This window comes from Ahniella affigens (assembly GCF_003015185.1).
Classification (GTDB): Bacteria; Pseudomonadota; Gammaproteobacteria; order Xanthomonadales; family Ahniellaceae; genus Ahniella; species Ahniella affigens.
In genome coordinates, this window is record NZ_CP027860.1 from 5,706,067 (window position 1) to 5,727,342 (window position 21,276).

The 21,276-nt window shown below is 61.0% G+C and carries 20 protein-coding genes; 7 read left to right on the forward strand and 13 right to left on the reverse strand.

Features of this window, described 5'->3' with window-relative positions; genetic code table 11:
* Positions 1-269 precede the first annotated feature (269 nt).
* Together C7S18_RS22190 and C7S18_RS22195 are read right to left on the reverse strand one after the other, a co-directional pair.
* The gene (locus C7S18_RS22190) at positions 270-899 is read right to left on the reverse strand and encodes a thymidine kinase (protein WP_106893632.1); all 630 of its coding nucleotides are present in this window, start codon (positions 897-899) and stop codon (positions 270-272) included.
* A 96-nt stretch (positions 900-995) separates the two neighbouring features.
* Positions 996-1,781 (reverse strand): dienelactone hydrolase family protein, encoded by a 786-nt coding sequence (locus C7S18_RS22195; protein ID WP_106893633.1) that lies wholly within the window; start codon positions 1,779-1,781, stop codon positions 996-998.
* 184 nt (positions 1,782-1,965) lie between these two features.
* Here C7S18_RS22195 and C7S18_RS24640 point away from each other — a divergent pair, with 184 nt between their 5' ends.
* From C7S18_RS24640 to C7S18_RS22225, 6 genes are all read left to right on the forward strand, one after another.
* The gene (locus C7S18_RS24640) at positions 1,966-2,409 is read left to right on the forward strand and encodes a c-type cytochrome (RefSeq protein ID WP_170113434.1); all 444 of its coding nucleotides are present in this window, start codon (positions 1,966-1,968) and stop codon (positions 2,407-2,409) included.
* A gap of 17 nt (positions 2,410-2,426) precedes the next feature.
* A complete protein-coding gene (locus tag C7S18_RS22205; RefSeq protein ID WP_106893634.1) occupies positions 2,427-2,990 on the forward strand; it encodes a TIGR00645 family protein in 564 nt (187 codons plus the stop codon).
* A 192-nt stretch (positions 2,991-3,182) separates the two neighbouring features.
* Positions 3,183-4,724: an alpha/beta fold hydrolase gene (locus C7S18_RS22210; protein ID WP_106893635.1), complete on the forward strand. Its 1,542-nt coding sequence runs from the start codon at positions 3,183-3,185 to the stop codon at positions 4,722-4,724.
* Between the two features lie 9 nt (positions 4,725-4,733).
* Entirely contained in the window at positions 4,734-5,468 is a 735-nt protein-coding gene (locus C7S18_RS22215) for an ABC transporter ATP-binding protein (RefSeq protein ID WP_106893636.1), read from the forward strand.
* Entirely contained in the window at positions 5,465-6,643 is a 1,179-nt protein-coding gene (locus C7S18_RS22220) for an ABC transporter permease (protein ID WP_106893637.1), read from the forward strand. The genes C7S18_RS22215 and C7S18_RS22220 overlap by 4 nt, the downstream gene beginning before the upstream one ends.
* Before the next feature lie 317 nt (positions 6,644-6,960).
* Positions 6,961-7,554, forward strand: coding sequence for a hypothetical protein (locus tag C7S18_RS22225; RefSeq protein ID WP_106893638.1), 594 nt, complete (start codon positions 6,961-6,963; stop codon positions 7,552-7,554).
* A gap of 123 nt (positions 7,555-7,677) precedes the next feature.
* Here the strand turns inward: C7S18_RS22225 and C7S18_RS22230 are convergent, their stop codons facing one another.
* From C7S18_RS22230 to C7S18_RS22260, 7 genes are all read right to left on the reverse strand, one after another.
* Positions 7,678-8,871 carry a GGDEF domain-containing protein gene (locus C7S18_RS22230; RefSeq protein ID WP_106893639.1) on the reverse strand — a complete coding sequence of 398 codons (1,194 nt, stop codon included), beginning with the start codon at positions 8,869-8,871 and terminating at the stop codon, positions 7,678-7,680.
* A 104-nt stretch (positions 8,872-8,975) separates the two neighbouring features.
* Positions 8,976-9,302: a hypothetical protein gene (locus C7S18_RS22235; protein WP_106893640.1), complete on the reverse strand. Its 327-nt coding sequence runs from the start codon at positions 9,300-9,302 to the stop codon at positions 8,976-8,978.
* Positions 9,303-9,785: 483 nt separating this feature from the next.
* Positions 9,786-10,265, reverse strand: a complete 480-nt coding sequence (locus C7S18_RS22240) for a low molecular weight protein tyrosine phosphatase family protein (protein WP_338022132.1) — start codon at positions 10,263-10,265, stop codon at positions 9,786-9,788.
* A gap of 65 nt (positions 10,266-10,330) precedes the next feature.
* On the reverse strand, positions 10,331-10,900 hold the full coding sequence (locus C7S18_RS22245; RefSeq protein ID WP_106893641.1) for a YdeI/OmpD-associated family protein: 570 nt from the start codon (positions 10,898-10,900) through the stop codon (positions 10,331-10,333).
* 40 nt (positions 10,901-10,940) lie between these two features.
* Entirely contained in the window at positions 10,941-11,888 is a 948-nt protein-coding gene (locus tag C7S18_RS22250; RefSeq protein ID WP_106893642.1) for a DMT family transporter, read from the reverse strand.
* A gap of 8 nt (positions 11,889-11,896) precedes the next feature.
* Positions 11,897-12,700: an MBL fold metallo-hydrolase gene (locus tag C7S18_RS22255; protein ID WP_106893643.1), complete on the reverse strand. Its 804-nt coding sequence runs from the start codon at positions 12,698-12,700 to the stop codon at positions 11,897-11,899.
* 1 nt (position 12,701) lies between these two features.
* Positions 12,702-13,403 (reverse strand): glutathione S-transferase family protein, encoded by a 702-nt coding sequence (locus tag C7S18_RS22260; protein WP_106893644.1) that lies wholly within the window; start codon positions 13,401-13,403, stop codon positions 12,702-12,704.
* Between the two features lie 80 nt (positions 13,404-13,483).
* Here C7S18_RS22260 and pdxR point away from each other — a divergent pair, with 80 nt between their 5' ends.
* Complete coding sequence (pdxR, locus tag C7S18_RS22265; RefSeq protein ID WP_106893645.1) at positions 13,484-14,917, forward strand: MocR-like pyridoxine biosynthesis transcription factor PdxR; 1,434 nt, start codon at positions 13,484-13,486, stop codon at positions 14,915-14,917.
* 616 nt (positions 14,918-15,533) lie between these two features.
* Here pdxR and C7S18_RS22270 read toward each other — a convergent pair.
* The 4 genes from C7S18_RS22270 to aroE all read right to left on the reverse strand — a co-directional run bounded on the left by C7S18_RS22270 (position 15,534) and on the right by aroE (position 21,132).
* Positions 15,534-15,917: a DUF6869 domain-containing protein gene (locus tag C7S18_RS22270; RefSeq protein ID WP_106893646.1), complete on the reverse strand. Its 384-nt coding sequence runs from the start codon at positions 15,915-15,917 to the stop codon at positions 15,534-15,536.
* Positions 15,918-16,324: 407 nt separating this feature from the next.
* Positions 16,325-19,879 carry an indolepyruvate ferredoxin oxidoreductase family protein gene (locus C7S18_RS22275; RefSeq protein ID WP_106893647.1) on the reverse strand — a complete coding sequence of 1,185 codons (3,555 nt, stop codon included), beginning with the start codon at positions 19,877-19,879 and terminating at the stop codon, positions 16,325-16,327.
* Positions 19,880-19,984: 105 nt separating this feature from the next.
* Positions 19,985-20,299: a YkgJ family cysteine cluster protein gene (locus tag C7S18_RS22280; protein ID WP_425481113.1), complete on the reverse strand. Its 315-nt coding sequence runs from the start codon at positions 20,297-20,299 to the stop codon at positions 19,985-19,987.
* A 5-nt stretch (positions 20,300-20,304) separates the two neighbouring features.
* Complete coding sequence (aroE, locus tag C7S18_RS22285) at positions 20,305-21,132, reverse strand: shikimate dehydrogenase (protein ID WP_106894148.1); 828 nt, start codon at positions 21,130-21,132, stop codon at positions 20,305-20,307.
* Positions 21,133-21,276 lie beyond the last annotated feature (144 nt).

The window sequence follows — 21,276 nt, forward strand, 5'->3', positions numbered from 1 at the left end:
ACTCCTCATCAATTAGGGGCCCTCTGAACAAGTTCAGAGGCGACGCGGGCCATGGATGGCCCGCCCGGAATCAAGCGCGCAAGCGCTTGATTCCGGAGCACTGAGCCCGGTCCTGTGCCGGACTCAGCGCGGGTCTGAAAGTCCAGGATGGACTGATTCAGACCCTACTTGGCAGTACGCACGGCTGACGCGTCACGTCACGCAACGTGCCTCAGGCAAAAAACCAGATTCAAAATTGTCGATCGTCCCGCGCAACAGCGCGCAAGAGATCACACCGGCGGCAGCGGCAAGTCCACCTGCTGTGGCTCAATCTGCCCGCCTTCCTGTGTCAAGCGCTTGAACTCCGCGCGGCTCACCGACACGTAGCGATCATTGCCGCCGATCTCGACCTGCGCGCCCTCTGTTGCGGCGCGACCATTCGCGTCGACGCGAATCACCATCGTTGCTTTGCGGCCGGTATGGCAGATCGTCTTGATCTCCTGAAACGAATCGGCCCAGGCGAGCAGGTACTTCGAGCCCTCAAACAACTCGCCGCGGAAATCGGTGCGAAGCCCGTAAGCGAGCACCGGCACATTGAGCTCATCGACGATATCCGTCAGCTGCCATACCTGGGCCTTGGAGAGAAACTGCGCCTCGTCGACGAGCACGCAGTGTAGTTGGCCGTGCGCCTCGACATCGCCTCTTGCCAGCGCATAGAGATCATCGCCGCCTTCAAAGATCTGACCGCGCGCCTTCAGCCCGATGCGCGATTGCACCAGCCCAATGCCGTACCGGTCGTCCAGACGCGGCGTCAGGATCAAGGTGCGCATCCCGCGCTCGTGATAGTTGTGTGCACTCTGCAGCAGCGTCGTGGTCTTACCGGCATTCATTGCCGAGTAATAGAAATAGAGCTTTGCCATGGGCTACCTGAAACGTTGAAGCCGTCAACGGCCTGATCCGAAACCTGCGCGTCGGATCAGGAGCCAGTCACTGTTGCCGCCACTGGCGAACGGCGGTCAATGCTTCGCAAACGCGTCGTCAAAGAAGTTGTTCATCATCTGGAAGCCGCGCTTGGCGGCGCGCTCGTTATAGAGACAGCCCGGCGAATTCGCGTCGGGCTCGGCAAAACAATGCACGGCACCGCCAAAGTTGACGAACTGGAAGTCCGCGCCCGCGCCCTGCATTTCGTTCGTGAATGCCGAAATCTGCTCGGCAGGAACATACGTGTCATCGGCGCCATTCATGGCGAGAATTGGGGTCTTGATCGACGTGACAGGCCACTTCGGATCGGCACCCAAGTTGCCGTGGAACGAGGCAATGCCCGCAAGTTCGATACCGTCGCGTGCGAGCTCCAGCACCGTCGCGCCGCCAAAGCAAAACCCAATGGCGCCAAGCCGGTTCAAGTCAATCGGCGCATCGGTCGCCTTGCCCTTAAACGCGTCCAAGGCGGCGCGCGCCCGCTGACGCAGAACCGAGCGATCCTGGTACATGCCGCCCGCAGCTTTGCCAGCTTCCTCGTTATTGGTTGGGCGGACCGACGTGCCGTAGACGTCGGCAATGAAAATTACATACTTGCTGCCGGCAATGGCCTTGGCCTTTTCGACCTGACCGTCATTGACGCCATACCAATTCGGCACCATTAGCAGACCCGGCCGTTTGGTGTCGGTTGCATCGTCGAAGACGAGCACGCCCGCCATGTCGGTATAACCCAGCCGGTACGCAACGGCTTCACTCTTCATGGCGGCCAACGCACCCGTTGAGCCGAGACCGAACAAACACCAGGACAAAACGCGCGTCAACATGGGAGGGCTCCTGAGCAAGGGCGCCAAGGATACCGCCCCCAAGGTCTGCGGTCAGCAGCCCTGCATGTGCAGAAACTGTGATCCAGGGCGCCCTAACCAGCCCCAAATTGGCACAGACCCACCCGGGCGCCGAACCGATCGCCAATGCTATTCTTATCCATCCGTCACCCCAGGAGCCCCCTCCATGAAGCGAACCCTGATCTCCGCTGTTCTTCTGCTCACCCTGCTAGCGCCGGCCGTGGCGGCCACGCCGGAAGAAGACGCGATCGAACGACGGCATGCGATTTTCGAACTGATTGCGTTCAACGTGGGCACCATGGGTGGCATGGTTCGTGAAAAGATCCCGTTTGACCAAACGGAATTCAAGAAGCGCGCGCTGAATGCGGCGTTCATGGCACAAATGCTCGACGAGCATTGGCCGAAAGGCTCCGACAAGGGCGGCACCGACGCCAAGCCCGACATCTGGGAAAACGAAGCCGACTTCCGCGCGAAGCTCAAGTCGTTCCAGGATCAGGCCAACAGCCTGTACAAAGCATCCAAGACCGGCACGCTGGAGACGCTGAAGCCCGAGTTCGGCAAGCTGATCGAGCAGTGCAAAGGCTGCCACGACCAATACAAAGCCGATTGATCCGGTAGCTCGCCAACATGGCCGATCCCAAATCGACCGCCACTGACGCGCCACAAAACCTGGGCCCTTTGCCCTGGTTGATCTTTTCGTCGCGCTGGTTGCAACTGCCTTTGTACCTGGGCCTGATCGTGGCCCAGGGTGTTTACGTGGTTCTGTTCCTGAAAGAGCTTTGGCACCTGACGTCACATGTGGCGACGATCGGTGAGCAGGAAATTATGCTGGTCGTTCTCGGCCTGATCGACGTGGTCATGATTTCGAACCTGCTGGTCATGGTCATCGTCGGCGGGTACGAGACGTTCGTGTCCCGGCTGGGGCTGGAGGGCCATCCTGACCAGCCGGAATGGCTGTCGCACGTCAATGCGACCGTACTCAAGGTCAAGCTGGCCACGGCGATCATCGGCATCAGCTCGATTCACCTGCTGAAGACGTTCATCGAAGCCGGCTCGATTGGCCTGCCGCACGCCAAGACCACATGGGATGCTGTGATTCTGCAAACCATCATCCACTCCGTGTTCATCCTGTCTGCGATCGGCATTGCCTGGATTGACCGGCTCATGGTCACGCCTGGCAAGAAGCACTGACGTATGAAACGAGCCGGGCCGACGGTTGAACCGTCCGCCCGGCGACTCGGCCGCTTCTGGAGGCGACCCGGGTCATCCGCGCTGTTTGGGGCAGCTGTCACGCAATCGCCTGACACTCATCACTTCGCCTTCCGGCCGTGTTGTCACTAAAGTGCTGCCCTCAGGGTCAACCGACTTGAACGAGGACCACACATGCCTTTGCCTTTTGTTCCCTATTCGCCGCCATCCAACGTCGGCGGCCCGGGTTTCTGCCGACGCGGGGAGGTGCGCTGGGCGGTCATCGCGCTCGCGATTGCCCTGGCTTCTGCTGCCAGCAGCAGCCGTGCGACGGATCTCGGCACACTGCACTTCACGAACTGCGACCTCGAAGACCGCCGCCTGAGCGACGTGCTCGAAGCGCAATGCGCCACACTTGAAGTCCCCGAGAACTACGATGAGCCGGAAGGCCGCAAGATCACCTTGCGCATTGGGCTTGGCAAGTCGCAAGCCAGTGAGCCCGAAGCCGATCCCGTGTTGTTCTTGGCTGGCGGCCCTGGCCAGTCGGCCGTAGACGCCTATCCGATGATTGCGGGCGCGCTGAGCCGGATTCGCGAAAAACGCAATATTCTGCTGATCGACCAGCGCGGTACCGGCGAATCGAATACTCTGAAGTGCGTGATGCCCGAAGCCGATGAAGCGCAGCCCGTCCTCATGGAAAGCCCGGATGCGCAAACCAAACTGGCTGCCGATTGCGCGGCGTCGCTGAAGGACAAAGCCGACGTCCGCCAGTACACCACCACGGTTGCGATCAAAGACTTCGAGGCCGTGCGCGAGGCCATTGGCGCCAAGCAGTGGAACCTCATCGGCGGCTCCTATGGCACCCGCGCGGCCCAGGTCTATGCGCACTACTACCCACAGTCGATCCGCAGCATGATCCTCGACGGCGTCGTGCCGGCCGAACATCGTCTGGCGTCGGGGCACGCGCGTAACCTTGAGAATGCATTGAACGGCATTTTCGAGCGCTGCCGCAAAGCGCCCGAATGCAAGGCGCAGTTCGGCGACCCGGGGGCTGCGCTGGAACAATTGAAGGCCGAGCTGCAGCGCTCGCCGCGTGAAGTGAGCTTTCGCGACCCGAAGACGGGCGAAGGCAAAACGCAAACCTTGACCTACGATGCGCTGGTCGCCGTGGTGCGGTTGTTCGCCTATGCGCCGGAATCAGCCGCGCTGATTCCTTGGGCATTGAACGAAGCGATCAACAATCGAGCGGATGTCATGATGGCGCAGGCGCAATTGGTGGCCGGCGATCTCGGCGAAAGCATCACGTACGGCATGCAATGGTCGGTCATGTGCTCCGAGGACCTGCCCGACGTCGAGCCGGATCCACTGGATGCGAAGACATTGCTCGGCACCGCGTTTGTGGTGCAAGCCAAAGCCCAGTGTGCCGGTTGGCCAAGAGGCGAGCGCCCCGCCGATTTCTTTGCGCCGATGCAGTCTGATATTCCGACGTTGCTGACATCCGGCGAGTTCGATCCTGTGACGCCGCCGAGCTTCGGTGAGCAAGCCGCGAAAGGGTATACGAATGGCCGCCATATCGTCGTCAAAGGCCGCGGCCACATTGTGATTGGCCAAGGCTGTATGCCGAGACTGGCAGCGGAATTCGTCAACGACCTGAAGCCCAAGGACCTCGACACAACGTGCCTGGACCGCTTCAAGCCCGTTCCAGCTTTTCTGAACGCCAATGGCTGGACGCCCTGAGGACCGACCATGATTCAAGTCAGTGACTTACACAAAGCCTTTGGCAGCGTCAAAGCCGTGAATGGCGTGAGCTTCCGCGCGGAAGACGGCCAGATCACCGGCCTGCTCGGCCCAAACGGCGCCGGCAAAACCACCACGTTGCGCATGCTCTACACCTTGATGAAGCCAGACACCGGGCAGGTGCTCGTTGATCAGCTCGACGCGCAGACCGAAACCGTGGCAGTGCGGCGCAAACTCGGTGTGCTGCCCGACTCGCGTGGGCTCTACAAGCGCCTCACCGCGCGCGAGAACATTCGCTACTTTGCCGAACTACAGGATGTACCCGATGCCGAAGCCCGACCGCGCGAGCAGCAACTGATCGAAGCACTCGGCATGGACGACATCGCCGATCGCCGAACCGAAGGATTCTCGCAAGGGCAGCGCGTCAAGACGGCGATTGCTCGAGCGCTGATCCACAATCCGCGAAACGTGATTCTCGACGAGCCGACCAATGGTCTGGATGTGATGTCCACGCGCGCGATGCGCAAATTCCTCCATCAGCTCAAGGCCGAGGGTCGCTGCGTGCTGTTCTCCAGCCACATCATGCAGGAGGTCGCGCTGCTCTGCGATCGCATCATCATCATTGCCAAGGGCCACGTCGTGGCGCAAGGCACCCCTGATGAACTGCGCGCCCAAACCGACGAAAGCAATCTCGAAGATGCGTTCGTCAAGATCATTGGCACGGACGAGGGACTGTTCGGATGAAATCGCCCATCTACACCATCTTCCGCAAGGAAATTCTAGAAAACCTGCGCGACCGCAAGACGGTCATGAACGCGCTGATCATTGGCCCATTGATCGGCCCGCTGATCCTCGCGCTGATTCTGTCGACAGTGATCAGTCGCGAAACCAAGCGCGCGGAAAAGCCGCTGGAGCTGCCGGTGATCGGCGCCGAACATGCACCGACCTTGATCGATTACCTGCGCACGCAGAACATCGACATCAAGGACGGCCCCGAGAATCCAGAGGCAGCCGTCAAGGCCCAGGATCACAATATTGTCATGCGCCTCGATGGGGACTATGGCAAAGCGTTCAGCAAGGGCGACCCAGCGCCGGTCGAGTTGATCTACGACTCCTCACAGCGCGATGGCGATTCCGATCGGACGCGACTGGAGAACGTACTGGAGCGTTACGGGAATTCGGTGGGCGCACTCCGTCTCGTGGCGCGTGGTGTCCATCCCGGCATCATTCACCCGATTGCGATTGTCGATCGTGATCAGGCCAGCCCTGAGGCCCGCGGCGCGATGATCCTGAGCTTCCTGCCGTATGTGCTCGTGCTCGGTGCCTTCATGGGCGGCATGTATCTCGCGATCGACACGACCGCGGGCGAGCGCGAACGGCAGTCACTGGAGCCACTGCTCGCCAATCCGGTGCCGCGCTGGCAGATCATGCTGGGCAAGTTGCTGGCGACCTCCGCATTTGCGATTGCATCGCTGGTCGTCACCTTGATCGCGTTTGCCGTGATCATGCCCATGCTGCCGCTCAAACAACTTGGCTTCAAGTTCAACTTCAGCATCCTGGTGTTCTTGCAGATGCTGATTGCATTGGGCCCGGTGGTGCTGTTGGCCTCTGCCGTGCAAACGTCGATCGCGGCGTATGCAAAAAGCTTCCGTGAAGCACAGAGCTGGCTCGGCCTCCTGAACATCATCCCGGCGATTCCGTCGATGATACTGATGGTCGTGCCGACCAAACCGGTGTTGTGGATGTTCTTTGTGCCGCTGCTAGGTCAGCATCACGCCGTCATGAAATTGGTTCGCAACGAAGCCATCACCAGCCTGGAGTGGGCGAGCTTGATGGGCAGTGGCTTGCTGCTGGCAGGGATCGTCAGCTTCATCGCGGCACGCATCTATCAACGTGAGAATTTGGCAATCTCCGCCTGATCGCCAATAAGCGCAGGGCAGGCAGCGGGCCTGCCTCTGCGGCACGTGCTACCAGTGGCGCGGCACATTGGAAGAGATGAATTCGCCACGTTTTTCTCCCGTTTTGGCGCGCGTCGCACGTTTTAGTAAAGCATAGGACGGCGAACCGCCAGAACGATGTAACGCTTACACCCGTAGACAACGGGACGCCCAAAAGACTTCTCGAGATTCCGTCTTCGAAACCGCCTCCGCGGTGACACTGGTTGCCGGGTCTTTGGTTCCCGGCCTGCCCGAAATCTGCGACGATTGTGCACAGAGCGGGGAGTCCAAGATTCCGTATGTGCCGTGACCACCGATTTGCCATAGCGTTCCTGCTGCTGTTCATGACGACTTGCTCGATTGCAGGCACGTCGAGTTGTACGGGGCGCGAGCGGATCGAGCGCGCAAGCGATATTGCGGGCCGTGTGCTGGTGATCGATGGCGCCGGCAATGAGCAGGTCATCGAACCGGAGACGGCGACGCTGGGTGCGGAGGCATTGGCGCCGCGCGCAATCAGGGGATTGCAGGTCGCCGCAGATCATTGCACGGTCGGATGGGTGGTCTACTACAACCATTGCTGCGGCCCGGATGCGATCCCGTTGGTACTGCATCTGTATCGACACGATGCGCATCATCGCATTCAACGATCCATGCCGATCTGGCGGTGGGCGTTTGCCGAGCAGGGTCGCGACACATTGATCTACTTGGAAACGGTGCACGGTGGTTTTGGCCGGATCTATGAGCGTCTTGATACGGCCTCCGGTCGCCTGGTGGCTCGCTGGGAACCGGAAGTGGGGCCGGACAACCAAATACTTCCGAATCAGATGCCGCCGGCTTGGGCACTGCCGCTCGCGTCGGATGTGACGACACGAACGCCTGAGGGTGAGTTATAACCAGACCGTGCGGTGTTCACTCGCTTCGCCAAGCGCTGATGTCAGCCTATCCGCGCTATCGCATACGGGAAGCGCTCTGGCGTCGCAACCGTCAGAGTGATTCACGGCCTTGCGGCAGCCGGTTCAATCCGCCTGCACGGCCACTCGGTTTCGCCCGCTCGATTTGGCGCGATACAGCGCGGCATCGGCGCGTGCCAATGCGCGATCGATGGCATCGTCATTGGCGCGCACCATGCTGACGCCGAACGAGGCCGTGATCGGCAAGCTCAGATCAGGCAGATTCAGTGGTGTGGCCCGAAGTGCGGCGCATAGCGATTCGGCCATTGCAATCGTCGTGTCCAAATTGGCCCCCGGCAGCACCACCAGGAATTCCTCGCCGCCGAACCGGCCCGCCATGGCGATGCCCTGGACGCCCTGCCGCAACAGGCCGGCGATATGCAACAACGCTTTGTCGCCAATGTCATGGCCATGCGTATCGTTGATCGACTTGAAGTGATCGATATCGAGCAGAATCAGGCCGAGTTGGGTGCCGCCCTGAATCTGCGCAAGTCCGCGCTTGGCCTCAGCGGTGAGTGCGCGACGATTGGGCAGGCCGGTCAATTCATCGGTGACCGCTGCCCGCAACAAGCGAATACGGGAGCGCTCGGTGGCCATCATCAAGAATGCCGTGGTGCAAACGACTGGAAAAATGGCGCCGACCATGCCGCCGAGTACGTTGATCAAACCGGGGTTGTCATGCGTCGGCGGCGGTAGAAACGGCGCCGAAATGGCCCGTGCGCCGACAATGCCGCCACAGAAGAGCAGCACGCCCGTCATCATCCGTCCAGAAATTTCGAGTTCACGTTGGCCGTCGCGATAGACCCAGTAGGCTGCAGCGATCATGTGCGTCGCCATGATGCCGGACGCGACGATGACCCGTGCGCGGTAGAGTGGAAACACCGTTAATGACAACGCGAGTACCACGACGCCAAGTGCGACCAGCCCATACAGCCAGGCCGCCGTGTTGCCGCCAAAAAACCGCCGCAGGGCGTGGGCGTACAGCGCGGTACCGAGCATCGCCAGCGTGTTGCCGACCAGAACCGATGGTGTCTGTGGCAACTCGCCCCGAAACGCAAAGAACACCGCAGCGAACGCCAATAGCAGCGTGCCGATTCGCCAGAGCACCGCAGCCGGCTGCACATCGGCCATCAAGCCTCGGTGCATCAGGCCGAGCACCCCGCCCGTCAGTAACGCGAGCATGGCGAGCGTCAGGTAAATGGACTGCGGATCCAGGTCCGAAAGGTTCATCAGCGTCAGGTTCAGGGGGCGCATGGTCATTGTGACACGCACCCGGAACGATACCGCGACTCACAGATGTCTGCGTGCAGATCACATGGCCGGCAGAAAGCGAATCGCCAAGGCCCGGGCGGCGATCTGTCGCGTCAGGACCGCGACCAGGGCGGCAGTCGAAGCCGGATCAGCACAGAAATCACTGAGGGCCAGAAGCACGTATTCAAGACGTCATGAAGACTGGCCTGCCAGCGCCAGCTGCCCACCATCCTGAGGTCGTCACGCATGTCCAGGAGTTCACCCAGGCACGCGACCACGACAACGAGCAACAACGGCCAGAGGCTACGTTGATGCTTCCGGAACACGCCGCAAGCCACAAAGAACACGAGCAAGCCCACATAGACATGCAGTGCGTCGCGCGACAGACCGCTGGCGTGCATGATCCACAATTTGAGCGCTTGGAACGGTGACGTGGTCATCTCTCGGGCAGGGTCAAAGTTCGGACGGAGAACAACATCCTATCGCGTGTCGATGGCCGGAAAATGCGCGCGGCATGGCGAATTGCCGCTGGCGTCAGGATGCATCCATGACAACCCGCAGGGTTGACCGGAGTCCGACCGAGCAATTGCCGGGCCGCTCAACTTGCCCTCAGTGTGACGCATCAGATCGCACGAGTCTCGGGCATGGATCATCACGCTTGTGGCACCGACGCATCCAGTCCCGACCGGCCTCCCATGGAATCGATGACTGGCATGGCCTGGAACATGCGGGGCTGCTTGTCGATGAGGATCGGCATGCCAGTGTCCCGATAGGAAGGCTTCCATAATGCGGCGGGTGCTTCAGACTCTGGAATGACCGTCAATCAGACGGCGGTCCTGGTAGCCGGCACCCAGTTTGGGTGAGTTGCCAAGCGCGAGGGCGCAGCGGCGGTCGCGACGCCATGGGCCGAGAGAACTGCCCGTTCAAGCCCGCTGCATGACCTGGCTCAGTACCTGGGTCACCGCGCGTTCGAGCAAGTCGCAGAGCTCTGGGTCCATGTAGCGATAGTCATCCGGGATATCCAAGACCGAAATTGTTTTGCCGACCATGGCCCGCGGAAATTCAGCGCGCAAGCGCTCGCGGTGTTTGGTCTCCATCACCAGAATCAAGTCGGCCCAGATCAAATCGTTTGCCGCGACCCGGCGTCTGGCTTGGGCGCTCGTGCCGGCCGAGCGCACATTCAATCCCGGATGTTTGCGAAACAACGCTTCCCCCGTCGGGCTGCGCCATTGATTGCGACTGCACACAAAGAGCACGTTCAACGTGTCGCCGTTTCGCTTGGGTCCTGGGTCATTTGCGGCTGTGTCGATCCGATCGGCCACCCAGTCTGAATCGACTGCCGCCGCAAACGCCAAAGGCACACGGTCCGGCTGCTTGGCTCGCGACCGCCGTGATCGTTTCACGCAGCGTCTCCAAAAGGTTGAATGCGGATGTCAGCGAAGCGCATGGGAGTCGTCACCCGATCGCCCTATCGAAGCCGAGTGCCCGTGGCACAGGCTGCGATCAGTTTGCCGAGTCGTAGTGCCCGGGTTTCGGGCTTCTTCGCCGAGGTGACCCAGTGCAGCATCACGTGGCGATAGCCTTTCGGGCAGGACTCGAAATACGTCCACGCTATCCGATCCGCTTTGAACCGCTTCAGGTCAGCTGGATCGAGTTCAGCGGTTGCCGGTTGTTCGTAGGCGTAGACCTTGGATCGATGTTCGAGGCGGCCAGCGTAGGCCTGCTCACCGGCAGTCGTCATCCGCCCCGCCTGACGCAATGGCTCGATCTTCGCGATGTTGACCGCGCTCCAAATCGAGCCAGGCTTTCGTGATGTGAACCGAATCTCATACGACTCGTCGTCGATGCGGCGGCGCACGCCATCGATCCATCCAAAGCACAGTGCCTCATCGACAGATTCCGACCAAGTCATCGAAGGCCGCCCACTGTCGACCTTCCAGAATCCAACCAGCAACTCGCGTTCGCGCTGGCTGTGGGCAACCAGCCAGCGACGAAACGCGGCGGCATCTGCAAAGAACGTGGGGCGGGATGTGCTCATGTTTCAAGCTTCGGCCGAACGCACTAACAGGTCAAGCGGCTTACCGGGTGCAGTCAGCGCGTTGCGTCGTTGGCGCAGGCGGGCCTGCAATACCTGCTGAACCCGCACGTTGTGGGCTGTTGCCGGATTGGCACAACCCGATGCTGACCAATATCAGCAGGCCGGACAGCCCCATGGCCATCGTCACGGTTTCATGCAGAAACAGTGCGCCAAAGGTCACGCCAAAGACCGGAATCAAATACGACACAGCGGAGGTCCGGGCGGGGCCAATGCGTGCTACCAAACGGTAATACAACACGTACGCAAACCCGGTACAGAGCAGGCCGAGCAGGATGGTCGAAAGTGTGGCGTGCATCGGCGGCACCTGGCGCGGCCATTGCCCAAGCGTGAACGGTAGGATCATCAGCGCCGAACAGATCATCGCTGCGGCAGCCAGTGCCATCGCCGGGACGCCAACCAGCAGGCGCTTGGCCAAATGCAGGCCAATGCCATAGCACAACGACGCAACCACCCCACCCAGTACGGGCCAGCCCAGCGTCACGTCGCCGAGCTTGCTGCGCGCCAAAAGTGTGACGCTGAGCAGACCGCCAAGAATGCCCAGAGCTGCGCGCCAATGCAGTCGCTCGCGAAATACCGCCACGCCAATCAGGCTCGTGAACACGACGGTCATGGCACCGGCAATGGCATTGACGCCCGACGGAATCTGATGTGCCGCCCAGGAGAACAGCATCGCTGGGCCGGCCATGTTGAACACGCTGACCAACGCGATTCGACCCCACATCTGAATCGGCAGCGGCAGGATGTGTCGATAGCACAGTGGCAGGAGCAGGCACGCGCCAAGCAACAGCCTAACTTCAGCTAGTACAAACGGCGCGAGCGCTTCGGTGGCCAGCCGCATGAACAAGTAAGAGGCCCCCCAGATTGCGGCAAGCAGGAAGAAATCGATTGGAGGCAGCACGGATGTGTGAGTCGATGTCGCGGTCGTCATGGCGTGTCCTATTGCTTTGCGGCCAAAAGGTGTCGATGGAGTGAGGCGTCCACGGCCCCGCGGCCGTGCCCCAGGATGTTGCGGCCCCAGCTGAAACCGAAGACGTCTTCAATGTCATAGGGCGCCAGTAGTTGCTGGATGTGGCGGACATCGCTGGTCTTCATCGGTATGTGATTTGGGTAGCTGTACATGAACGCGACGTGTCGTCGATCCATCGCCACTTGCAGCGCATCGCCAGGAAACAGCGTGGGCCCTCGTGGACCCGCCCGCCAATGGAGCGCCGTACTGCCGGGGAAGTGACCACCACAGCGGAGCAGGGTGACGTCACGGGATAGTGGGTTGACATCGCCAGACCAGAAGACCACGTTTGGCGATGGGCCCTGAATCCACGCTCGATCCGCTTCGTGCAGCACAATGGGCACGCCGCCGAGCGCGACGCTCCACGCATGCATCGACGAATAGAAGTGCGGATGCGAAATGATGATCGCGCGGACGCCGCCCCGCTGCGACAGCGCGTCAACCGCGGCGTCGGTCACGAGACTCAGGCATTCCCACAGAATGTTCCCGTAGTCGGTCGGCAGCAGCAACGCACGCTGCGGAATGGCAAAGCTCGGCTCGATGGCGACGCCAAGGAGCCCGTCGTCGTCGCCGATCCGCAGCTGATGATTCTGCGCCAGTTCTTGCATGGTCAGCCAACGCTGGCCCTGCCAGCCCACATACTGACGATCGTCCTCGCAGATTGGGCAACGTGTTGGCGGCACGTTCTGTTCGGCAAACTGCGTCCCACAGGTTTCACACACAAAACACGTCATGTCATGACTCCGGATTGGCGTTGCTTGGGCCGCTGAACAAGGTGCGCCGCTCGTCACTGGTAAGTGGCTCCGGCAATCCGTAGACATCCTCGACGCCGGCATAGGCGCGGCGCGTTCCGTCCCGGGCGGCAATGGCTTCAAACCAACGGCGCAAATGTGGCAACGCTTCGAGGTCTTGCCCGTGCGCCGCATGCGGCACGATCCACGGATAGCAGGCGATGTCGGCAATCGAGTAGCTGTCGCCGATGATCCACTCCCGTTGTGCCAAGCGTTTGTCCAGCACGCGGTAGAGTCGATCCAATTCACGCGTGTAGCGCGTCATGGCGTGGTCGATGCGCTGATCACAAAACACGCGGAAGTAGCCCGCCTGCCCCGCCATGGGGCCCAGGCTGCTCGCCTGCCAGAACAGCCACTGCAAGGTCTCTTGCTGTAGCGTCGGCTCAGGCGATAGACCGTGTCCGGTTTTGGTGGCCAGGTAATGCAAAATTGCGCAGGACTCAAAGACCGTCACGGGTCTCGTGTGATCGCAGGGATCGACCAGAACTGGAATCTTGTTGTTCGGTGAGAGTGCACTGAATTCCGGGGTGAACTGTTCACCTTTCGACAAGCGAATCGGAATCAGGTGATAGGGCAGGTTGAACGATTCCAAGTACAGGCGCACTTTCTGGCCATTCGGTGTGGCGCTGTAGTAGAGACTGAGCATTTGGGGCAACCGTGTGGCTTGACGGGTGACCAGTATGTGCGCAACATGGACCTATCATGAGTCCACAATAGGGGAGATATATGGAACCAGTTTTCCCGATTCCCATCGACCTGCCGACGCGCGGGCAAGGTTCAATCACCCAGTCGCTGCAGCGTCAGTTGCGGGCGGCAATGCTTGATGGCCGCCTCCTCGCCGGCACGCCATTACCGTCGAGTCGCCGCGTGGCCGAAGCACTGAACATTGCCCGCAACACCGTGATTCGAGCCTACGATCTGCTGATCGCCGAGGGCTATCTGCTGCCCAGGCCGGGCGCCAAACCCGTCGTGGCGAACCTGCACCCACTGCGATCGAAGCGGCCGATTTCCGTCGATCGGCGTCTCGCCGAAAAGGTAATCTGGCAACCGCCCGATGGCCTGCATGGGGCGCCGCTGACATTGCCCGAGCGCAGCTTTCGGACGGGCATGCCGGAGCATCGGTTGTTCCCGTTTGATGTGTGGCGACGTCTGTCAGTGCGAGTGCTGCGCGATTGGTCGAAGCGACCGTTCGCGTATCCGTCGACGCTTGGCGTGCTGCCGCTGCGCGAGGCCATCGCGCAACATGTCGCCGTGTCGCGCGCGGTCGCTTGCTCAGGCAACGATGTCGTCGTCACGCACGGTATGCAGAATGCCGTGGACCTGCTTGCCCGGATCTTGGTCACGCCGGGCAAGACCCGCGTTGCGATCGAACATCCGGGCTATCCGTACTTCCGCGCTGTCATGCAAGCGGCCGGGGCGCGAATTCTTCCCATTCCGGTCGACGCCGAAGGCCTCTGCGTTGACCAACTACCGCCGCGCGTGGATCTCATCTACGTGACGCCATCGCATCAATCACCCACCGGCGTGGCGATGCCGCTGACGCGGCGTCTGCAACTGCTCGACTACGCCAAGCGCCACAACAGTGTCATTCTGGAGGACGACTACGACGGTGAGTTCCGGTTTGACGGCCGGCCGCTGGAAGCCTTGCGCACGCTGGATCAGGATGGGTGCGTCTTCTATCTCGGAACATTCACCAAGACGCTGTTCCCATCGATACGGACCGCGTTCGTGCTGGCACCGAGTTGGGCACATCAGGCCTTGCACTCAGCGAAACGAACCTTGGACCCTCATGCCTGCGACCTCACGCAGCTCACGCTGGCAGCGTTCATTCAGCAGGGGCACATGGCGGCGCATGTGCGCCGAATGACGCACGTGTATCGCAATCGACAGAGCGCGTTGCTGGCAGGATTGGAATCATTGCGTCAGTGGCTGGTACCGTGGCCGGCGCAAGCGGGCTTGCATGTGGCCGCGCGCTTCACCAAGCCTAGTCTGGAGAAGCGATTCGCTGCGATGATGGACCAATATTTGCCAGGTGCGCAGCTGATTCGCGACGCCAGTTTGGCGACCGATGTCACGCCCGGTGTGGTGATCGGGTACGGGGCAATCGATCAGCGCGACATTGAGCAATCGCTTCGGCGCTTCGGGCAGGTGCTGAGCTAAGCGGCTTCGTGGGTGTGTACGCAGTGGTAAGAGTTAGGGAGCCTCTGAACAAGTTCAGAGGCGATGCGGGCCATGGATGGCCCGCCCAGAATCAAACACGCAAGTGGTTGATTCTGGAGCACTGAGTCCGGACATGTGCCGGACTCAGTGCCGGTCTGAAAGTCCAGGATGGACTTATTCAGACCGGCAAATACTGGCCATGGATGGCCCGCCCAGAATCAAACACGCAAGTGGTTGATTCTGGAGCACTGAGTCCGGACATGTGCCGGACTCAGTGCCGGTCTGAAAGTCCAGGATGGACTTATTCAGACCGGCAAATACTGGCCATGGATGGCCCGCCCAGAATCAAACACGCAAGTGGTTGATTCTGGAGCACTGAGTCCGGACATGTGCCGGACTCAGTGCCGGTCTGAAAGTCCAGGATGGACTTATTCAGACCGGCAAATACTGGCCATGGATGGCCCGCCCGGAACCAAGCACGCAAGTGCTTGGTTCTGAAGCAATGAGTCCGGACATGTGCCGGACTCATTGTGGGTCTGAACGTCCAGGATGGACCGGTTCAGACCCTCCTTAGTTGACACGGCGCCTGCGTTCGAACGTTGAAGAGGGCGGCTGATCACCACACAGCGCCGCGGGCGCGTTCGATGCGAGCCCACACCGCATCGGTGCTGCGCTTCCAGACACCGCCCAGCAAATGGCGAAACGCCGGATCCTGCTTCGCCGCCTGCTCAATTCGGTCGATGAACTCCGGGCCAAACGCCGCAATCAAGTCCTCAAGGGGCCCGGCTGCGAGCACGCTGATGACGCGATCCGAAGGCTTTCTGGCGAGCACCGCGTGAATCACCTGCCACGCATTCTCGGCGTTATCAAGCGTCTTGGGCAGCATCAGGTCCGCAACGGCCCACCAATCGTCCGATGTCTTGGTTCGGTCGCGGTCTTTGGCCGACTCGCGAATGTATGCGTCGGCCCATGCGGCGATCAGCTCTGGTTCGAGGGGCATAGAAGATTGGAACTCTGGTCGATGGACCGGTGCGGGTTTTCGCATTTCAGACTGCTGCTGGCAATACGCGATTCAAACGAAGGCGTCCTGACACAAGTAGCCGTCACCCTGGCCTTCTCCCACGCGCGTGGGAGCGCCAGTCGCACCGAAGGTGCGTTGATTCGCGCATCGAATATTGTCCCGAGCCGGAGCTAGCGCTCGGCCTACTCGCCGTCATGCCAGCGAAACAGCCTGTGTAAAAACGGTTGGAGCTTGCGGCGCCATCTCATTGCCGTCATCCCGACGCAAGTCGGGATGACGGCAACAGAGTCAGTCGCCTCGCGATGGCGTCAGACGCCATGAAAGCAGCTGCCAAAGCCGCTTTCACACAGCCCGGAAAGTCGGGATCCATTCCTTCAAACCCCGCCTCAAGCCGCTTTGGCAACGCCCGCGCCCGGTTGCTGGAGTGTCGCCAGCAAGGCATCACGGCGCTTCAGTGCTTTCTCGACATGCGCTTCCTTGACATGACCGTAGCCGCGAATTTGTTCCGGAACTTCGGCCAGATCGACGGCGGTTTGCAAGTTGTCCGCATTCAGCACCGACAGGGCTTGTTCGATGTGCTTGACGTAATCGGCGATCAGCTGGCGCTCCATCTTGCGCTCCTCCGTTCGGCCAAACACATCGAGCCAGCTGCCGCGGAAGCGGCGGGCCCAGGCCAACACCTTGAACGCCTTGAACACCCAGGGGCCGTACTCGGCTTTCACGAGGTGGCCGTTGCCATCTTTCTTCGCGAGCAGCGGCGGGGCGAGGTTGAACTGAATCTTGAAGTCGCCGTCGAAGGTTTCCTTGACGCGCTTTTCGAAATCGCCGGTGGTGTAAAGCCGCGCGACTTCGTACTCGTCCTTGTAGGCCATCAGCTTGAACGCGTAGCGCGCGACAGCGGTCGCGAGGCGATCACTGCCCAGCTTGGCCTTCTCGGCATCGCGCACCTTGTTGACGAAGTCGACGTAGCGACGGGCATAGGCTTCATCCTGATACTCGGTCAGGAACTTCGCACGCAGCGCCACGGCTTCATCCAAATTGCCGGACAGTGCACCGAAGCCTTCAAACGCCGCGCTCGTCGCGAGGCTGCCAGGTGTGGTGATGAACTCAGCGGCTTCGGGCTTGCTCTTCTCACCTGCTGCCTTGCGCACAGCGGCCGGATTGTGGGCAGCCAGGCGGCCCCAGTTGAACGCCGACACGTTCATCTTGATCGCCGCGCCGTTCAACTCGATGGCACGCATCAGCGATTCCAGCGTTACCGGCACCCAGCCCTTCTGCCACGCATAGCCAAGCATGAAGGTATTGGTCGCAATCGAATCGCCGAGCAGGATGGTGGCGATCTCGGTCGCTTCGATCTGCTCCGGATCGCGGCCCGACAGTGCGGTCTTCACGGCCCGCACGATTTCGTTGCTCGGGAACTGCATGTCGGTGTTGCGCGTAAACGTACCCGGCATCGCTTCATACGTGTTCAGCACGACTTGTGAGCGATCGGCGCGAATCTTCGACAAGGCCCAGTAGTCGTTGACCACGACCATGTCACAACCCAGCACGAGGTCCGCTTCGCCAGCAGCAATTCGCACGGCGTGAATGTCCTGCGGTGTTTTCGCGACCCGCACGTGCGTGGTCACAGCGCCGCCCTTTTGTGCCAGCCCCGTCTGGTCGAGCACCGAGGTGCCCTTGCCTTCGAGATGCGCAGCCATGCCGATCAGTGCGCCGATCGTCACGACGCCGGTGCCACCAATGCCGGTCACCAGAATATTCCAAGGCTGATCGAGATTGCTCGCAAACGTCGGCATCGGCAGGCTGTTCACGTCGAGCGACTGACCGCTCGGCTGGCGCTTCTTCAAGCCACCGCCGTTGATCGTCACGAAGCTTGGGCAGAAGCCTTTGACGCAAGAGAAATCCTTGTTGCAGTTCGACTGATCGATCTCGCGCTTGCGGCCGAACTCGGTTTCGAGTGGCAGCACCGACACGCAGTTCGATTTCACGCCGCAGTCGCCGCAGCCTTCGCAGACTGCCGGATTAATGAACGCGCGCTTGGCCGGATCAACCATCTTGCCGCGCTTGCGACGACGACGCTTTTCGGCCGCACAGGTCTGGTCGTAGATCAGCACGCTGACGCCCTTGACCTTGCTGAGCCGCTTTTGCACCGTATCGAGTTCGCTGCGATCGAGGAACTCGGTGCCCGACGGAAACAGATCCCGGCGCGACCATTTGCCAATGTCGTCGCTCAACACGATGATCGTATGCACCCCTTCGGCATGCACTTGCTGGGCGATATCCGGCACGGTGAGCGTGCCGTCCACGGGCTGGCCGCCCGTCATCGCCACCGCATCGTTGTAGAGAATCTTGTAGGTGATGTTGACGCCCGCAGCGATCGCCTGGCGAATCGCCAGCGAGCCCGAGTGGAAGTAGGTGCCGTCACCCAGATTCTGGAACACATGCTCTTCGTCGGTGAACGGCGCCTGGCCGCACCACGTCGCGCCTTCGCCACCCATTTGCGTGAACGTATCGGTCTTGCGGTCCATCCAGGTCACCATGTAATGGCAACCGATGCCGCCGAGCGCGCGCGTGCCATCGGGCACCACAGTCGATGAATTGTGCGGGCAGCCTGAGCAATAGTGCGCCGCACGCGGGAAGTTTGCGCGCGGCAGCGCAAGCTCCTTTTCCTTATCGGCAATCCACTTCAGGCGCGACTCGATGACGTCCGAGGTGAAAAAGCGCGACAGGCGCTTCGCAATCACGCGCGCAATGCGGGCCGGCGTCAGTTCGGAGGTCGACGGCAAAATCCAGTTTTCGGCCTCATCGTACTTCCCGACGATCGACGGCCGGGTGGCGTGATCCCAGTTGTACATCGCCTCTTTCATCTGCGATTCGAGGAAGCTGCGCTTCTCTTCGACGACGATGATGTCTTCCAGGCCGCGCGCAAAATTGCGGATACCGATCGGCTCCAGCGGCCAGGTCATCCCGACCTTGTAGACGCGAATGCCGATATCAGCTGCTTCTTTCAGGCCAATACCGAGGTATTCGAGCGCCTGCAGCACATCGAGATAGCTCTTGCCGGTCGTGACGATGCCGAGCCGGGCCTTGGGTGAATCGATGACGATCTTGTCGATCTGGTTGGCACGCGCAAACGCAAACGCCGCCTGCGTCGCATACTGGTGCATGCGCAATTCTTGATCGAGTGGCGGATCTGGCCAACGGATATTGAGGCCGCCGACCGGCATCACGAAGTCATCGGGAATGACGATGTCGAGTTGGTGCGGATTCACGTCGACCGAGCCGGACGACTCGACCGTTTCGGCGATCGTCTTGAAGCCGACCCAGCGACCGGTGAAGCGACTCATCGCCCAACCGAGCAGACCCATGTCGAGAATGTCCTGCACGCCGGCCGGGTTCAGCACCGGCATGTACGCTGATACGAACTCGTGCTCCGAACCGTGTGGCAGCGTTGAGGACCGACACGCGTGATCGTCAGCAGCCAGCGCGAGCACGCCGCCAAACTTCGAGGTGCCGGCGGCATTCGCATGCTTGAACACGTCGCCCGTGCGATCCACGCCCGGGCCTTTGCCATACCACATGCCAAACACGCCGTCGTAACGTGCGCCTTGGAACAGGTTCGTCTGCTGCGAGCCCCAGACCATGGTCGCACCCAGGTCTTCGTTCAGACCCGGGGTGAAGATCACATTGGCCGATTTCAAGTGCTTCTTCGCCTTCCAGAGCTCCAAATCGAAGCCGCCGAGCGGTGAGCCGCGGTAACCCGAGATAAAGCCAGCAGTATTGAGCTTGGCTGCCCGATCGCGCATCTGCTGCATGATCGGCAGGCGCACCAGGGCTTGCACGCCGGACAGAAAAATCCGGCCGTGCTCGCGCGTGTACTTGTGCTCAAGGGTGTAATCAGGGTCGACAATCGCAGAGGCGCGATGAGCAAGGTCCGTCATGGGAATGCCTGGTCCGCAAAGAGAATGCGTCAGTTTACCAGTCGTAACCAAGGGATGCGCTGCTCTGTCGGCAGGCGCCCGGACTCTGCCCGCTTCAGCCCGCCTTCACATAATTTGGCCCGATGCGGTGACCTGCTCCAGGTCGGTCAAGTAGGCCAAAGCTTGTTCCCGGCTGTCGCCGCACATGGCCGGATCGGGCCGCAGGCTCGAACAAACGTTCGGCCGCTCCGGCTGCCCAAAAATTCGGCAGCGCAGGTCGGCGTCCAACTGCACGCAAGGCACGCCGGCTGGCTTCCCGTTTGGCATGCCCGGAATCGGCGAACTGATCGACGGCGCAATGCAGCAAGCCGCGCAGCCGGTGCGACAGGCGAACGCGATCGGCTGGTCAGCGTTGCCAGCGTCGACCAGTTGCAGCGCGATAGCCCTCACGGCGTGGTGCGGAGGTTCTGATAGACGGCTTCGGAATCCGGTGTCTGCCCAAACCACAGGGCGAACGCCAGCGCTGCTTGTTCGACGAGCATGCCCAGACCATCGACCGCGAGCCAGCATTGGCCGGCTTTGGCCCACGCCAGAAAATCTGTTGCGGCGGGGCCGTAACTCAGGTCGTAGGCGAGTGTTCGAGGGGTTAGCAACGAGAACGGCAGACTCAAGGATGCGCCTTGTACGCCGGCGCTGGTGCCGTTGAGCACCAGGTCAAAGTGCCCGGCGTCGGCCAAATCCTGCCAGTACAGGCTCTTGACTCGGGCGGGTTCGCCGATCAGGTCGCACAGCGCGTCGGCCTTGGCTGGGCTGCGATTCGCCAGTGTGATGGTGTCGACACCGGCGTCCAGCAATGCCGACAGAATGCCCTGAACCGCACCACCGGCACCGAGGATCAGCACGCGGCGGGCGCGCAAGTCCTGGCGGTGGCGCTCGCTGATATCGCGGACCAACCCCGGGCCATCGGTGTTGTCGCCAAACCAATGGTCGCCACGCCAATGCAGCGTGTTGACGACCTGAGTACGCGTCGCATTGGCGCTCAGGCTGCGGCACAGCTTGTAAGCATCCTGTTTGAATGGCAGGGTCACATTGGCGCCGCTGCCGCCCATTTGCTGAAAGCGAAGCGCGGCCGCTGCCAGATTCCCGTCGACAACATCAATTGCCTGATAGCGCAGATCGATGCCGAGTTGGTGGCCAAACGCTTGATGGATGCGCGGCGATTTGGAATGCGCAATCGGGTGGCCGAACACGGCAAGTTGGTTGCTGAGCGGCAAGCTCGCATCAGTCAGTGTGGGGGTTTCGAACATGAGCTTTCTCCCAGTAGGCAACTCAAGGATACGCTGATCCTGGGTCAGGGCTGGGCTACTGAATCAAGAAGTGCCGAGATTTCCGGACTTCAGAAATAAGTAGCCCCGGGC

Bases quoted from the DNA above. Each gene is read 5' to 3' on its own strand.
- C7S18_RS22260 (WP_106893644.1), bottom strand. From the start codon at position 13,403: ATGCTCAGTCTCTACTACAGCGCCACACCGAATGGCCAGAAAGTGCGC.
- C7S18_RS22230 (WP_106893639.1), bottom strand. From the start codon at position 8,871: ATGACCATGCGCCCCCTGAACCTGACGCTGATGAACCTTTCGGACCTG.
- C7S18_RS22205 (WP_106893634.1), top strand. From the start codon at position 2,427: ATGGCCGATCCCAAATCGACCGCCACTGACGCGCCACAAAACCTGGGC.
- C7S18_RS22220 (WP_106893637.1), top strand. From the start codon at position 5,465: ATGAAATCGCCCATCTACACCATCTTCCGCAAGGAAATTCTAGAAAAC.
- C7S18_RS22215 (WP_106893636.1), top strand. From the start codon at position 4,734: ATGATTCAAGTCAGTGACTTACACAAAGCCTTTGGCAGCGTCAAAGCC.
- C7S18_RS22235 (WP_106893640.1), bottom strand. From the start codon at position 9,302: ATGACCACGTCACCGTTCCAAGCGCTCAAATTGTGGATCATGCACGCC.
- C7S18_RS24640 (WP_170113434.1), top strand. From the start codon at position 1,966: ATGAAGCGAACCCTGATCTCCGCTGTTCTTCTGCTCACCCTGCTAGCG.
- C7S18_RS22250 (WP_106893642.1), bottom strand. From the start codon at position 11,888: ATGACGACCGCGACATCGACTCACACATCCGTGCTGCCTCCAATCGAT.
- C7S18_RS22245 (WP_106893641.1), bottom strand. From the start codon at position 10,900: ATGAGCACATCCCGCCCCACGTTCTTTGCAGATGCCGCCGCGTTTCGT.
- pdxR (WP_106893645.1), top strand. From the start codon at position 13,484: ATGGAACCAGTTTTCCCGATTCCCATCGACCTGCCGACGCGCGGGCAA.
- C7S18_RS22195 (WP_106893633.1), bottom strand. From the start codon at position 1,781: ATGTTGACGCGCGTTTTGTCCTGGTGTTTGTTCGGTCTCGGCTCAACG.
- C7S18_RS22270 (WP_106893646.1), bottom strand. From the start codon at position 15,917: ATGCCCCTCGAACCAGAGCTGATCGCCGCATGGGCCGACGCATACATT.
- C7S18_RS22210 (WP_106893635.1), top strand. From the start codon at position 3,183: ATGCCTTTGCCTTTTGTTCCCTATTCGCCGCCATCCAACGTCGGCGGC.
- C7S18_RS22225 (WP_106893638.1), top strand. From the start codon at position 6,961: ATGTGCCGTGACCACCGATTTGCCATAGCGTTCCTGCTGCTGTTCATG.
- C7S18_RS22255 (WP_106893643.1), bottom strand. From the start codon at position 12,700: ATGACGTGTTTTGTGTGTGAAACCTGTGGGACGCAGTTTGCCGAACAG.
- C7S18_RS22275 (WP_106893647.1), bottom strand. From the start codon at position 19,879: ATGACGGACCTTGCTCATCGCGCCTCTGCGATTGTCGACCCTGATTAC.
- C7S18_RS22190 (WP_106893632.1), bottom strand. From the start codon at position 899: ATGGCAAAGCTCTATTTCTATTACTCGGCAATGAATGCCGGTAAGACC.